This is a genomic window from Nocardioides sp., assembly GCF_030149505.1.
Classification (GTDB): domain Bacteria; phylum Actinomycetota; class Actinomycetes; order Propionibacteriales; family Nocardioidaceae; genus Nocardioides.
Map to the genome: position 1 here is coordinate 1 of NZ_JASBRN010000062.1, position 14,663 is coordinate 14,663.

Below are 14,663 nucleotides of genomic sequence, written 5' to 3' on the forward strand. Positions count from 1 at the left end.
CAGCAGCCGTCAACCTCCAGCGACTTCACAACAACGCACTGACCACCTGAGCACCGCTCCGGGCACCCCCGTGCCCGCCACGTCCCAACACCCATCAGGCAAAGCCCAACAGCCACCTGCTTGAACCGGAACGCCACGCAGTCCAGTCACGGCCGGACGTCAGTCCACCAGGACCGGGATGAGCATCTCGTCGGGCGTGAGCGAGCCGTGCAGCCCGACGAGCGTCGCCTCGTAGCCCCACTCCTCGGTGGAGAGGATCGCCACGTCGTCGTGGCAGGCGACGACGACGTCGCCGATGCGCGGCCCGACCCCCGGGCCGACGGCGCCGAACCACCCGCGGGCCACCGCCTCCTCGCGCCGCAGGACCGTCGCGCGGTCGCCGAGGATGCCGGTCCAGGTGGCGACGACGTCGTCGACCGCGCCGCGCTGGCAGTAGAGCTGGCGGAAGCGGGCCTCACCGCCGAAGAGGGCCAGGCCGTCGCGCAGCTCGGTGGTGGTGTCGACGTCGATCCGGGCGGAGTCCGGGGAGTCGACCATCCCGTGGTCGGCCACGACGACCAGCCGCACGTCGCGGGGCAGCGCCTCGCGCAGCTGCTCGGCCTCGGCGTCGATCATCGCCAGCTGCTGGAGCCACTGGGACGAGGAGACACCGAACTTGTGGCCGGTCCAGTCGAGGTCGGCGTCGTAGAGGTAGGTCAGCGCGGGCCGCTCGACGGAGGCGGCCACCGCCGCGGCGATCCGTTCGCCCACCTTGTCCGCGCCGACGTAGTCGGCACCCCGGTGGGCGGCGAGGGTGAGGCCGCTGCCGCGGAACTCGCGCTTGTTGACCACCGTGACGTCGACGCCTGCCGAGCGCAGCCCCGCGAAGGCGGTCGGGTGCGGCTGCCACTCCTGCGGGTCCACGCCCTTGTCCCAGGCCAGGGCGTTGAGCAGCCGGTCGGTGCCGGGGATGCGGGAGGTGAAGCCGACGACGCCGTGGGCACCCGGGACCAGCCCGGTGCCGAGCGAGGTCAGCGAGGTGGCGGTCGTCGACGGCACGCCGGCGGTGGTGTCGGGGGCGACCTGCCGAAGGGAGGAGAGGTACGGCGCGGCGTGGGAGTAGCGCTCGAGCAGCCGCGCCCCCAGCCCGTCGACCAGGAACACGACGTACGCCGGGGCCTCGGGCAGGTGCAGCCCGCTCGGCCCGTCCTCGGGGCCTCCGACGCCGAGCGCTCGGCCGACGGCGGGCACCACGTCACCCAGCGACCGGTCGCCGTACGCCGGCTGGAGGAACCCCACGCGAGTCAGGAACGGGTCCGGGCGCTGAGCTGCTCGGCGAAGGCGAGCAGCCCCACGACCGCGTCGTCGCCGTCGGCGGCGGCGGAGACCCGGAGCGAGAAGTCGTCGGAGGCCAGGACCCCGGTGTAGCCGTGGTCGGCGTCGCAGCTGGGGTCGTTGCAGCCGGCCGGCTCGAGGTCGACGCGCGAGACGCCACCCCAGCCGATGGTCACGTTGGCCTCGGCGGGCCGGCTCGGGCCCTTGGTCGGGTTGGTGATCATCCGGGTCACCACGACCGAGCGGACCGCGGCGAGCGAGATCGCCTCGGTGGAGGTCGAGGTGTAGGGCTCGGGCAGCAGGTCGTCGCCGGCGTGCTCGTCGGTGTGTGCCAGCAGCAGCCGGGTCGGGGTGAGCACGACGACGCTCTGGTGGCGGCGTACCTCGTCGTGCTCGAAGGTCGGCTCGTGGTGGACGTAGAAGGAGACCACCTGCTCCCCCGCGACCGCGGAGGCGACGGCGTCGTGGACGACCTCGGGGTAGTAGCCGGTGCGCTCGATTGCCTTGCGCAGCTCGGTGGAGAGGTCGCGGTCCTGGGTGGAGCGCATCAGAACTCGTACCCGAAGGCCTGCACGTCGCGGGCGAAGACGGCCTCCACACGGTGGCGCATCTCGTCGGTGTAGTGCTCGCGGTAGCGGGTGTCGCGCCCGCCGAGCTGGGGCGCGCCGGTCTTGTAGTCGGGGCGCGAGCGGTCGATGTTGACGCTGGAGAGCGGCGTCCACTCGATGTCGAACTTGGCGTGCACGGCGCGCAGGTCGTCCTCGAGGGTCTCCTGGCGGCCGATGAAGTCAGCGCGCCGGGTCTTGGTGGCCAGGTAGCGCCACTGCGGGGTCTGCAGCCGCTTGAACTCGTCGAGGCCCTTCATGACGAAGGACTCGAAGTCGGGGCAGGTCTCCCCCACCGACCGCATGAAGTTGTTCTTGCGGTCCAGGCGGGCCGCGCCGCCCTCCTTGGAGGCGCGGAAGCGGTCGACCATGTTGTACCAGGACAGCATCCGGGCCCAGGGGTTCCGGACGAACCCGAAGGTCCAGTACGTCGAGAGCTCCGGCTCCAGGCGCAGGATCTGGTTCAGGGTGCCGTGCCGGTCCACGCCCTTGACCTGGCGGGCGTCCGGGAGGACCTCCGTCAGCCGGTTGTGGATCGTCGACCCGCCCGTCTTCTGCACGTGCACGAAGAGCAGGCGTGCCCTGTCGGAGATCACCATGGCGGGCAGCCTACTTCCCGGGCGTCCCGCCCCGGCATCAGGAGGGCAGGGTGTCCCCGGCCTGCGTCGGCATGCGGCGCACGAACCAGTCCGAGCGCGCGTCGGAGACCGGCTCCAGGCGCGCCTCGGCGCTCAGCACGCTCGAGCCGTGGGGCCCGGCGAGGACCAGTCCGAGCTCGAGGGCACTGACCTGGGGCATGTCGTTCTGCAGCTGCGCGACCCGCCGGATCAGCCGCTCGACCTCGCCGACGTCGACCACCTCGGCTCCCCGGTAGCCGAAGAGCAGCGGCGCCGAGCGCACCTCGCGCACCATCGCCGCGGCGTCGCGCGAGCCCAGCGGCGGGATGCGGTAGGAGCGGTCGGCGAGCAGCTCGGTCATCGGTCCGGAGATGCCGAAGGAGACGACCGGGCCGAAGAGCGGGTCCTCGATGCTGCGGATCGCGATGGGGACCCCCGGCGGCGCGGTGCGCTGGACGATGAAGCCGCCGCTCTCGTCGTCGCCGACCAGCGCGTGCAGGGCCGCCCAGGCGTCGCGCATGTGGTCGGGACCGTCGATGTTGCGCCACACGTGGGCCAGGTCCGGGCGCTCGCGCAGGTGCTCGGCGGTGGCCTTGAGCACGACGTCCCAGCCGAGCTCCTCGCCCGCGGCGATCGCCTCGTCGACGGTCGTCACCGCCGGCGCGGGCCACAGGTCGATCTCGTAGGCGGCCAGCAGCTCGCGCAGCTGGTCGCGGGAGACGTCCACGCCGCTGGGCCGGTCGCCCAGGAGCCGGGTGACGATCGCGCGGGCGCCGTCGCCGTCGACCTCGTCGGGGTGCGGCGGCGGACCGTCGGGGGTGCGCAGCCACACGGCGTACTCCACGACGCGCGCGAGGGCGCGCACCGCCGCCTCCACCGCGGGGTACGACGGCACGGAGCCGCGGCCGGCGGTCGACCCGGCCACGTCGGGGACGCGGAGCAGCTCGGGCACGCCCTCGACCCCGAGGAAGGTCGAGACCAGGGGCTTGTCGGACTGCTCCCCGATGGCTGCGAGGACGTTGGCGACCTCTTCCCCGGAGACGTTGAGCGGCGGGATGTAGACGGCGACGACCGAGTCGACGTCGGGGTCGTCGATGGCGGCGTCGAGGGCGTCCTCGAAGTCCTCCGCGCCGGCCTCGGCGCCCAGGGCGACCGACTTGTTGACCACGAGCCCGACGGCGGCGGCCGCGTCGGCGGCCAGCAGGCCCAGGGCGTCGGAGTTGCCGACGATCGCGACCCGGCGCCCGCGCGGCAGCGGCTGGTGGGCGACGAGCTGGGCGACGTCGAACATCTCCTCCAGCGTGTCGACCTGGATCACGCCGGCCTGGCGGAACATCGCGTCGACGGCGGCCGGCGGCGCGGCGATCTTGCGCACGGCGTGGCCCATCGGCACGCCCTGGGTGGTGCGGCCCGAGCGCACCGCGATGATCGGCTTGCGCAGGCTCACCCGGCGCGCGATGCGGGAGAACTTGCGCGGATTGCCGATCGACTCCAGGTAGAGCAGGACGACCTCGGTGGACTCGTCCTCCTCCCAGTACTGCAGGAGGTCGTTGCCGGAGACGTCGGCGCGGTTGCCGGCGCTGACGAAGGTCGACAGGCCCAGACCACGGTTCTGCACCTTCTCGAGGATCGCCGAGCCCAGGGCACCGGACTGGCAGAAGAAGCCCGCGCGCCCGCGCGGCGGCATCACCTGCGACAGCGAGGCGTTGATCGAGACGCCCGGGTCGGTGTTGATGATGCCCAGGCAGTTGGGGCCGATCAAGCGCAGGCCGTAGGAGCGGGACAGCCCGACGAGGCGGCGCTGGCGCTGCCGGCCCTCCTCGCCGGTCTCGGCGAAGCCGCTGGAGATGACGACCAGGCCGTGCACGCCCTTGGCGGCGCAGTCGAGCACGACGTCCTGCACGGCGTCGGCCGGGACCGCGACGATGGCCACGTCCACGTCGTCGGGGATGTCGGTCACGGACTTGTACGCCGGCAGGCCCGACACCGCGCCGGCCGTCGGGTTGACGGCGTACACCCGCCCGGTGAAGTCGCCGTTGACCAGGTTGCGCACCAGGGTCTGGCCGATCGTGTCCTGGCGACGGCTCGCGCCGATGATCGCCACGGAGCGGGGGTTGAAGAAGCGCTCGATCGAGGCGGCCTCGGCCCGGTGCTCGCGCCCCTGCATGACCCCGATCGCGGTGTCGGTGGCGTCGATGGGGAACTCCAGCACCAGGACGCCGTCCTCGTACTCCGTGGCCACGCGGTAGCCGGCGTCGCGGAAGGTCTGGATCATCCGGGAGTTGTCGGGCAGCACCTCGGCGATGAACTTCTCCAGGCCGCGCTCGCGCCCGGCCTGGGCCAGGTGCTCCAGCAGCAGCTGGGCGATGCCACGGCCCTGGTGCTGGTCCTCGACGAGGAAGGCGACCTCGGCCTCGCCGGCGCGCAGGGTGTCGTAGCGCCCCACGGCGATCATCCGGCCCTGGAGGGTCAGCACCAGCGCCACCCGGCGGTCGTGGTCGACGCGGGTGAAGCGCTGCACGTCGCGGTCGGAGAGCCGCGGCATCGGGGAGAAGAAGCGGTAGTACTTCGAGCGATCCGAGACCCGGCTGTAGAACTCGACGAGCAGCTCGTCGTCCTCGGGGCGGATCGGCCGGATGTGGGCTGTGCTGCCGTCGCGCAGCAGCACGTCGGCCTCCCAGTGCCGCGGGGGCTCGGTGGGAGCCGGGGCGGGGGGCTGCTCCGACGCTGAGGTCACACAGGGAAATGTAGCGGTCGGCGTGCCCCGCGCCGCAGCGTGGAGGCCGGCGGCGAGAATGGGCGCATGGCACGGCGCACGAAGAACGAGGTCCCCGACGACGACTTCGAGGAGCACATCCTCGACACCGACATCCGGGACGAGATGCAGGCCTCCTTCCTGGAGTACGCCTACTCGGTCATCTACTCCCGCGCGCTGCCCGACGCCCGCGACGGGCTCAAGCCGGTGCAGCGACGCATCCTCTACACGATGCAGGACATGCGCCTGTTCCCCGACCGGGGTCACGTCAAGAGCGCCCGCGTCGTCGGCGAGGTCATGGGCCGGCTGCACCCGCACGGGGACGGCGCGATCTACGACGCCCTCGTGCGGCAGGCCCAGTCCTGGACCGTGCGGCTGCCGATGGTCGACGGCCACGGGAACTTCGGGAGCCCCGACGACCCGCCGGCGGCCATGCGCTACACCGAGGCCCGGATGACGCCGGCGGCGGTGGCGATGACGGAGTCGATCGACGAGGACACCGTCGACTTCCGACCCAACTACGACTCCCGCGAGATGGAGCCCTCGGTGCTCCCCGCGGCCATCCCCAACCTGCTGGTCAACGGCACCAGCGGTATCGCGGTCGGCATGGCGACCAACTGCGCGCCGCACAACCTGGTGGAGGTCGTGCAGGCGCTGCGCCACCTCATCACCCACCCGAAGGCGACGGTGGAGGACCTCATGCGGTTCATCCCGGGCCCCGACCTGCCGACCGGCGGCAAGATCATCGGGCTCGACGGCATCCGCGACGCCTACGAGACCGGCCGCGGCTCCTTCCGCATGCGCGCCACCGCCCGGATCGAGACCATCGGGCGCCGCAAGGGGATCGTGGTCACCGAGCTGCCGTACAACGTCGGCACCGAGAAGGTCGTGGAGCGGATCAAGACCCTGGTCCAGGGCAAGAAGCTCCAGGGCATCTCCGACATCAAGGACCTCACCGACCGCCAGCACGGCCTGCGGCTGGTCATCGAGGTCAAGAACGGCTTCGTCCCCGAGGCGATCCTCGAGCAGCTCTACCGGCAGACCCCGATGGAGGAGTCCTTCGGCATCAACACCGTGGCCCTGGTCGACGGCCAGCCGCGCACGCTGGGGCTGCTGGAGATGCTGCGGGTCTTCCTGGAGCACCGCTACGACGTCGTACGCCGGCGCTCGGCGTTCCGCCGCACCAAGAAGGCCGACCGGCTGCACCTGGTCGACGGCCTGCTGGTGGCCCTGCTCGACATCGACGAGGTCATCGCCGTCATCCGCTCCAGCGACGACTCCGGCGCCGCCAAGGAGCGGCTCATGGGCGTCTTCGACCTCTCGACGCTCCAGGCGGAGTACATCCTGGAGATGCAGCTGCGCCGCCTGACCCGCTTCAGCCGGATCGAGCTGGAGAAGGAGCAGGAGCAGCTGCGCCGCGAGATCGAGGAGCTCGACGCGATCCTGGCCGACGAGGGGCTGCTGCGGAAGGTCGTCTCCAGCGAGCTGGCCGAGGTCGCCAAGACCTACGGCACCCCCCGGCGCACCGTGCTGCTGCAGTCCGACGGCACCGAGAACCGCAAGGCCACCGTCGCCCCCGTCGAGGTCACCGACGACCCCTGCCTGGTGCTTCTCTCGTCGGCCGGGCTGCTCGCGCGCACCGCCGGCGTCGACGACGTCGGACGCGGCGGGGACCGGGTCAACCACGACGTCGTCGTCTCGGCGGTCACCACGACCGCGCGCGCCGACATCGGAGCCGTCACCAACCGCGGCCGGCTGCTGCGCCTCAGCGTCCTCGACGTCACCGCGGTCCTGCCCGCCTCGGCCAACGACCCCCACCTGCAGGGCGGCATCCCGGTCAGCGAGCTGCTCCAGCTCGACAACGGCGAGCGCGTGCTGACGCTGTGCACCCTGGCCACCGAGGGTCCCGGGCTGGCGCTGGGCACCCGCGACGGCGTGGTCAAGCGGGTCAACCCCGAGGTCCTGGGCCGCGACGAGTGGGACGTCATCGGCCTCAAGGACGACGACGAGGTCGTCGGCGCGGTCGAACTGCTGACCGGGGGCGAGACGCTCTGCTTCGTCACCTCCGACGCCCAGCTGCTGCACTTCGGCGCCGACGGCGTCCGGCCGCAGGGCCGCGCCGGCGGCGGCATCGCCGGGGTGCGCCTCGCCGCCGGCCAGCGGGTGGTGTGGTTCGGTGCGGTGGACCCCGACGCCCCCGAGGGCTCGGTGGTCGTCACCGTCTCCGGCTCGTCGGCGGCCCTAGCCGGCACCGACGCGGGCGCGGTCAAGGTCGCCCCGTTCTCCGAGTACCCCGCCAAGGGTCGGGCCACCGGCGGCGTGCGCTGCCACCGCTTCCTGAAGGGCGAGGACACGCTCGTCCTGGCCTGGGTCGGCACGGCCCCGGCGCGCGCGGCCGCCAGCAGCGGCGCCCCGGTGGAGCTGCCCGAGGCCAGCGGCCGGCGCGACGGCTCGGGCGTCCCGGCCCCCCAGCCGATCGCCGCTGTCGCCGGACCGGTGGCCAGCCGGGTCGGAGCCGACACCGGCGCGGGCACGGCCGGGGACGCACCCACGCCTGTGGAAGGCTGAGGCCATGCGCGCCCGCCTGCTGACCCGCCCCTCCGCGACCGGGGGGACCGCCCGGGCGGCGGCCCCGCTCGTGGCTGCCGCCCTGCTCCTCTCCGCGTGCAGCGGGGAGGACTCGGCGGCCGAGCCCGACCAGGACCCCGCCGAGGTGCTGGCGGAGGCCAAGACCACCTTCGACGAGACCAGCGGCGTGCGGATCGTCCTGGAGACCGACGACCTCTCCGAAGGCGTCGACGGGCTGCTGCGCGCCGAGGGCTACGGCACCCACGACCCGGCCTTCGACGGCGAGATCGTGGTCCGCTTCGCCGGCATCGAGCCCACCGTCCCGGTGGTCGCGGTCGACGGCACCGTCTTCGCCCAGGTCCCGCTCACCACTGGCTGGTCCGAGGTCGACCCGGCGGAGTACGGCGCTCCCGACCCAGCCGGGCTGATGGACCCCGACACGGGCTTCTCCTCCCTGCTGGTCGCGACCGAAGAGCTCGAGCAGGGCGAGCAGGTCCGTGGCGGCACCGACAACCGCGACGTCCTGACCACCTACTCCGGGACGGTCGCCGGGGACGTGGTCGCCGGGATCATCCCGAGCGCCGAGGGAGACTTCGCGGCGTCGTACACCGTCAGCGACGACACCGAGCTGCGCTCGATGGAGCTGACCGGGGACTTCTACGGCGCCGGGTCGATGACCTACCTCGTCACCTTCGACGACTACGGTGCCGAGCCGTCGATCACCGCCCCCGAGTGACGGGCCGCTCGGACTCGTGAGCCAGCCCCACAGCCCGCCGACGCGCGTGCCTGCCGGCGCCCGGCTGATGCTGGGCCTCGCGGCCGGGGCGGTGGCCTTCGCCGCCGCCGACACCTACGTCGTCGTCCTCGCGCTGGTCGACATGATGCAGGGCATCGGGCTCTCCCCCGAGCAGCTGCAGCGGGCCGCGCCGATCATCTCCGGCTTCCTGCTGGGGTACGTCGCGATGCTGCCGCTCATCGGGCGGATCGCCGACCTGCGCGGCCGGATCCCGGTGCTGACGGCCTCGCTCGTCGTCTTCGCGCTCGGCTCGATCATCACCGCGGCCGCCTACGACATGCCGACCATGGTCACGGGGCGCTTCCTGCAGGGCGTCGGTGGCGGCGGCCTCGTGCCGGCCACGCTCGCCCTGGTCGCCGACCTCTACCCACCCGAGCGCCGCGCCGTCCCGCTCGGCCTGGTCTCGGCGGTCCAGGAGATCGGCTCGGTCCTCGGCCCGCTGCTGGGGGCGGTCGTGCTGGCCGTGGCGGACTGGCGCGCGATCTTCCTGCTCAACCTCGCCGTCGGGCTGGTGCTGGCCGCGGCCATCGCCGCGGCCGCTCGCCGGGTGACCGCCGACCACCCCGACGTCCTCCGCACCCACCGCGGTCCACCCGACGTGGTCGGTCTCCTGCTGCTCCTCGTGGCCCTGGTGACCGGTGGCCTGGTCTTCCAGCCACCCACCCAGCTGCTGACCGACCTGACCTGGGGCCAGCTGTTCATCCCGTTCGTCGAGGACGGCGGTCGCTGGCTGACCCCGGTCGGCGCCGTGACGGTCGCAGCCGTGGTGCTGCTGGTCGTGCGGTGCCTGACCGCGACCCGTCCGCTGGTCGACCTGCGCGCCTGGGGCCGGTCGCTGCGGGAGGCCGACGTCGTGGGCGCGACCTACCTCGCCGTCGCCCTGGGCGGGGTGATCCTGGCCTTCGCCACCGCCGACCCCAAGATCGAGGTCTTCTCCGACCAGGGCTGGTGGTACCTCCTCGGCGCCGTGGTCGGCGCGGTGGCCTTCGCCGTTCACCTGCGCCGCGCCGAGTCGCCGCTGCTCCCCCGCGGTGCCCTCGCCGCCCGTCCCGCCTGGGGCTCGGTGGTCGTCAGCTTCTTCGTGGGGGCCGCGCTCATCGCCGCCCTCATCGACGTGCCGCTCTTCGCCCGCACCACCGTCTACCCCGACAGTCAGCTGATGGCCGCGCTCGTGCTCGTGCGCTTCCTGGCGGCGCTGCCGGTCGGCGCGGTCGTCGGCGGCTACCTCACCCGGGTCCTGCCCGCCGGCGTGGTGACCGCGATCGGCATGATGATGGCCGCGGCAGGGTTCCTCGCGATGTCGCGCTGGGACATCGACAGCCTGGAGTCCTGGACCGCCACGATCCCGCTCGTGGTGGGCGGCCTGGGCTTCGGCCTGGCGCTCGCCCCGGTCAACGCGGCCGTGCTCGCCGTCACCGCCGACGCCGTGCACGGTCTGGCCTCGGCCATGGTGGTCGTGGCCCGCATGGTCGGGATGCTCGTGGGCATCTCCGCGCTCACCACGATCGGCCTGCGCCGCTACTACGCCGAGCAGGCTGCGGTGCCCCCGGTGCAGGACGTGTGCCCCGCCGGCACCACCCGCTGCGCGGAGTACTCCGACCTGCTCAAGGCCGCCGGCATCGCGCAGGAGCAGACGGTCTTCCTCGGCGCGGCCGGCTGCGCGCTCGTCGCCGCGGTCCTGGCGCTGTGGCTGCTGCGGGGGGCTCCGACGCGTGGGACGACGCCCCTCCGGGTGAGCTCCATCGGCTAGGTTCCGGGGCTGTGGTGAATACGTTCGAGGACCTGCTCAGCGCGAACCGCGAGTTCGCGACCGACTTCGCCTTCGGCGGCTTCGACGGGATCGCGAAGGCCGGCGTGGCCATCGTGACCTGCATGGACAGCCGGATCGACCCGCTGCGGATGATCGGCCTCCAAGCCGGTGACGCCAAGATCTTCCGCAACCCGGGCGGGCGCGTGACCGAGGCCGCCCTCGAGGCGATCGTGCTCGCGGTGCACCTGCTCAACGTCGACCGCGTGCTGGTCGTGCCGCACACCCGCTGCGCGGTCGCCTCCAACACCGAGGAGGTCCTGCGGGAGAAGGTCGCCGAGTCCGCCGGCACCGACGTGACGTGGCAGCGCTTCCACGTCATCGAGGACCAGGTCGCCACCCTCGGCCTGGACGTGCACCGGGTGGCGTCGCACCCGCTCGTCCCGGACTCGGTGCAGGTCGGCGGCTTCGTCTACGACGTCGACACCGGTCTGCTCGAGCAGAAGTACTGACCGCTCGACCCTGACGGCTGGGGCCATGACCCGTGGGGCCCGGCCCCCGGGGCTGCTCAGCAGCCCTGCCGCGGCACCCCGGTGACCGGCACGGGCAGCTGCCCCGGCGCCCGCTGGCGACCCAGCAGCACGGCCACCAGCGCGGCCATGGACGTGCGCCCGGCGCCGTACGTCGCCAGGCGGGTACGGGCCCGCGTCGTGCCCAGGACGTAGGGCCGGTCGGTGGCCACGACGACGCCGGAGGCCGGGGCCGGGTCGCCGGGCCCGAGCAGGTGGACGGCGGTGCCGTCGACGACCCGCCGCGGCTCGGCGGTGCGCCACGCCTGCAACCGCGCACGGTCGCGTCGCGGGTCGCCCGTCGGCTCGGGGCGCGATGGACGCACCGTCCGGACCTGCCCCAGCGGCAGTCCCGCGCGGCGGGCAGCGGCGCTGAACGTCGCGACGACCGCGGCGTCGCCCAGCGGCACCGCGCGCCGCACGAGCCGGCCGCGGCACGGGCCGCCGACCGAGGTGGTGGCAGCGTCGGCCAGGCGGCGTACGGCGCCGGCGGCCGTGCCCGGTGCAGCGGGCCGCGGGCGTTGCCAGGCCTGGACCGCCAGGACCCGGGCGGCGGCCTGCTGGAGGCGCCGCAGCGGCAGCCGACCCGCACGGACCGCACCGACGATGCTGCGGACCGTGGCCGCGGGGTCGGTCGGCATGAGCACGACGTCGCCGCCAGCCCGCAGGAAGCCCACGGCGGGGCGCGGGACCCCGCGCAGCGCCGCCATCTCCAGCGCGTCGCTGACCACCAGCCCGTCGAACCCCAGGGCCTCGCGCAGCAGGCCCGTGACGACCGGGCGCGACACCGTGGCCGGGACGTCCGGGTCCAGCTCGCGCACGGCGATGTGGCCGATCATCACCGCCGGGAGGCCGGCCTCGACAGCGGCGCGGAAGGGCACCAGGTCGGTGCGCTGCAGCTGCGCGACGGTGCGCGGCTGCACCGGCAGCGCCAGGTGGCTGTCGACGCTCAGCGAGCCGTGACCGGGGAAGTGCTTGACCACCGGGAGCACCCCGGCGTCGCGGAGCCCGCGTGCGGCGGCGACGCCCTGCCGGGCGACCGTCCTCGGGTCGGAGCCTGCGGAGCGGGAGCCGATGACCGGGTCGCGGGGCCCGGCGGTCACGTCGGTGTCGGGAGCCAGGTCGACGTCGATCCCGGTCCAGGCGAGCTCGCGTCCCACGGCGGCGTGGGCGGCGCGGGTCAGCGCCGGCTCCCCCGCGGCGCCAGCGGCCATCAGCGCCGGCAGGGACGTCACCTCGCCCCGGATCCGCTCGACGAGGCCGCCCTCCTGGTCCACGGCCAGCAGCAGCGGCCGGCCGGCCGCCCGCTCGAGGCCGCGCGCGGCGGCGCGCAGACCCGCCGCGGAGGCGACGTTCTCGTCGAAGACGACCAGCCCGCCGAGGTGGAGGTCGCGCACGAGCCGGGTCGGCGGCAGCGTGCCACCGGTCCACCGGGCCACCACCACCTGCCCGGCGAGGTCGGGCAGCGGCATCGCACGCGCCTGGCGCGCGGCGCGGTCCAGCTGGGCACGCGAGGGGCCCCACCCGGTGGCCAGGCCCAGCCGCTCGGAGGCGGACGGGGCCGGAGCCTCCTCACCGGCCGACGGGCTCGCGGGTACGTCGTCGCGCGACGGCTCCTCCGACCCGTCCTCGCCCGTGCAGGCGCCGAGCAGGAGGGCGCCGGCGAGCAGGACCGGCAGCAGCCGGCCAGAACTCACGCGGCGGCGCGGCGCGGGTCCCGGTGGCGCACCCAGATCTCCACACCCGCGACCAGCAGTCCCCACACCACGATGGTGACACCGGCGTACCAGGCACCCCACAGCACCCCGAGGTCGCAGTCGGAGGCCTCGGCGGTGCAGTAGGTGCGCTCGGCGTAGGCCACGCCCTGGTCGAAGGCCAGCAGCACCGAGGCCAGGAGGAGCGTGACCCACATGGCCGCGCGGCGCGGGGCGCTCACGCGTCCAGGGCGTCCACGTCGACGTCGTAGGCGCCTTGGACGATGAACTCCTTGCGCGGCGCCACCTCGGAGCCCATCAGCAGCTCGAAGACCTGCGTGGCGCCCTCGGCGTCGTCGATGGTGAGCCGACGCAGCGTGCGGTGGCGCGGGTCCATCGTGGTCTCGGCCAGCTGGTCGGCGTCCATCTCGCCGAGGCCCTTGTAGCGCTGCACAGGGTCCTTCCAGCGCACGTTCTTCTTCTTCAGCTCCGCCAACTTCCGCTGCAGCTCGGCGTCGGAGTAGGTGTAGACGTACTTGTCCATCCCCTTCTTGGGGTTGGAGAGCTCGATGCGGTGCAGCGGCGGGACAGCGGTGTAGACGCGGCCGTCGCGGATCAGGTCGGGCATGTACTTGAAGAACAGCGTGGCCAGCAGGCAGCGGATGTGGGCGCCGTCGGAGTCGGCGTCGGCCATGAAGATGATCCGGCCGTAGCGCCGCGCCTCGAGCTCGAAGGTCCGTCCCGAGCCGGCGCCGACGACCTGGATGATCGAGGCGCACTCGGCGTTCTTGAGCATGTCGCCGACCGAGGCCTTCTGGACGTTGAGGATCTTGCCGCGGATCGGCAGCAGCGCCTGGAACTCGGAGTTGCGCGCGGCCTTGGCGGTGCCCATGGCCGAGTCACCCTCGACGATGAACAGCTCGGTGCGGTCGTTGTCATTGGCCCGGCAGTCGTTGAGCTTGGGCGGCAGAGCGGAGGACTCCAGCGCGTTCTTGCGGCGCTGGGTCTCCTTGTGCTGGCGTGCGGCGATCCGGGTCTTCTGGGCGCCCGCGACCTTCTCCATCACCAGCTTGGCCTCGGCCTTCTCGGCCCGCTTGGTGCTGGTCAGGAACGCCTTGAGCTCGCGTGCCACGACCTTGCGCACGATGGTGCGCGCCGCCGGGGTGCCGAGGATCTCCTTGGTCTGGCCCTCGAACTGCGGCTCGGCCAGCCGGACGGTCACGACCGCGGTGAGGCCCTCGAGCACGTCGTCCTTGATCACGTCGGGGTCGTTGACCTTGAGTGCTTTGGAGGCGCGCATGACGTCGTTGAAGGTCTTGGTCAGGGCGTTCTCGAAGCCGCTGACGTGGGTGCCGCCCTTGGGAGTGGCGATGACGTTGACGAAGGCGCGCAGCTCGGTGTCGTAGCCGGTGCCCCACCGCACGGCGACGTCGACGGTCAGCTCGCGCTCGACCTCCTGCGGGGTCATGTGCCCCTTGTCGTCGAGCAGCGGCACGGTCTCGGTGAAGGTGTCGGAGCCCTGCAGCCGCAGGACCTGGGTGACCGGCTCGTCGTTGCTGAGGAAGTCGGCGAACTCGGTGATGCCGCCCTCGTGCTTGAAGCTCTCCTCGACCGGCTCCTCGCCACGCAGGTCGCGGACGACGATCTCGAGGCCGGGGACGATGAAGGAGGTCTGGCGCGCGCGCGTCAGCAGCTCGTCGTAGACGTAGCCGGCGTCCTTGGTGAAGATCTGACGGTCCGGCCAGAACCGGATGCGGGTGCCGCTGCGGCCCTTGGCCACGCGGCCGCCCTTGCGGGTCAGGCCGGACCGGGGGGTGAAGTCGGTGCCGGGGCCGTCGGCGGCGAAGACGCCGGGCACGCCGCGCTGGAACGAGATGCCCTGGACCGCCGGGGAGCGCTCGACGTCGATGTCCATGCGCGCCGACAGCGCGTTGACCACCGACAGGCCCACGCCGTGCAGGCCGCCGGTGGCGACGTACGAGCCGCCGCCGAACTTGC

The 14,663-nt window shown here is 73.2% G+C and carries 11 protein-coding genes; 4 read left to right on the plus strand and 7 right to left on the minus strand.

Going from position 1 to position 14,663, the window contains the following annotated elements; all coding sequences use genetic code 11:
* Positions 1–159 precede the first annotated feature (159 nt).
* Genes Q1V71_RS13605 through Q1V71_RS13620 form a run of 4 tightly spaced genes read right to left on the minus strand, consistent with a single transcriptional unit; the run spans position 160 to position 5,273 of the window.
* Positions 160–1,278 (minus strand): alkaline phosphatase family protein, encoded by a 1,119-nt coding sequence (locus Q1V71_RS13605; RefSeq protein ID WP_300644393.1) that lies wholly within the window; start codon positions 1,276–1,278, stop codon positions 160–162.
* Between the two features lie 5 nt (positions 1,279–1,283).
* The gene (locus tag Q1V71_RS13610) at positions 1,284–1,862 is read right to left on the minus strand and encodes a DUF5998 family protein (protein WP_300644395.1); all 579 of its coding nucleotides are present in this window, start codon (positions 1,860–1,862) and stop codon (positions 1,284–1,286) included.
* On the minus strand, positions 1,862–2,518 hold the full coding sequence (locus Q1V71_RS13615; RefSeq protein ID WP_300644396.1) for a sulfotransferase family 2 domain-containing protein: 657 nt from the start codon (positions 2,516–2,518) through the stop codon (positions 1,862–1,864). Before Q1V71_RS13615 ends, Q1V71_RS13610 begins: the two co-directional genes overlap by 1 nt.
* Positions 2,519–2,555: 37 nt before the next feature.
* On the minus strand, positions 2,556–5,273 hold the full coding sequence (locus tag Q1V71_RS13620; protein ID WP_300644398.1) for a bifunctional GNAT family N-acetyltransferase/acetate--CoA ligase family protein: 2,718 nt from the start codon (positions 5,271–5,273) through the stop codon (positions 2,556–2,558).
* Between the two features lie 66 nt (positions 5,274–5,339).
* Between Q1V71_RS13620 and Q1V71_RS13625 the strand changes: the two genes are divergently transcribed.
* The 4 genes from Q1V71_RS13625 to Q1V71_RS13640 are packed head-to-tail and all read left to right on the plus strand — an operon-like array spanning position 5,340 to position 10,914.
* On the plus strand, positions 5,340–7,859 hold the full coding sequence (locus tag Q1V71_RS13625) for a DNA topoisomerase IV subunit A (RefSeq protein WP_300644400.1): 2,520 nt from the start codon (positions 5,340–5,342) through the stop codon (positions 7,857–7,859).
* 4 nt (positions 7,860–7,863) lie between these two features.
* Entirely contained in the window at positions 7,864–8,595 is a 732-nt protein-coding gene (locus Q1V71_RS13630) for an LppX_LprAFG lipoprotein (protein WP_300644402.1), read from the plus strand.
* Between the two features lie 16 nt (positions 8,596–8,611).
* Positions 8,612–10,405: an MFS transporter gene (locus Q1V71_RS13635; protein WP_367280150.1), complete on the plus strand. Its 1,794-nt coding sequence runs from the start codon at positions 8,612–8,614 to the stop codon at positions 10,403–10,405.
* Between the two features lie 14 nt (positions 10,406–10,419).
* Positions 10,420–10,914, plus strand: coding sequence for a carbonic anhydrase (locus Q1V71_RS13640; protein WP_300644403.1), 495 nt, complete (start codon positions 10,420–10,422; stop codon positions 10,912–10,914).
* A 56-nt stretch (positions 10,915–10,970) separates the two neighbouring features.
* On the opposite strand, the gene Q1V71_RS13645 is transcribed toward Q1V71_RS13640, so the two are convergent.
* The 3 genes from Q1V71_RS13645 to Q1V71_RS13655 all read right to left on the minus strand — a co-directional run.
* A complete protein-coding gene (locus Q1V71_RS13645; RefSeq protein WP_300644405.1) occupies positions 10,971–12,668 on the minus strand; it encodes a glycoside hydrolase family 3 N-terminal domain-containing protein in 1,698 nt (565 codons plus the stop codon).
* Positions 12,665–12,907: a hypothetical protein gene (locus Q1V71_RS13650; protein ID WP_300644407.1), complete on the minus strand. Its 243-nt coding sequence runs from the start codon at positions 12,905–12,907 to the stop codon at positions 12,665–12,667. The genes Q1V71_RS13645 and Q1V71_RS13650 overlap by 4 nt, the downstream gene beginning before the upstream one ends.
* A partial coding sequence (locus Q1V71_RS13655; protein ID WP_300644409.1) for a toprim domain-containing protein occupies positions 12,904–14,663 on the minus strand: 1,760 nt, incomplete at its 5' end. The genes Q1V71_RS13655 and Q1V71_RS13650, both read right to left, overlap by 4 nt.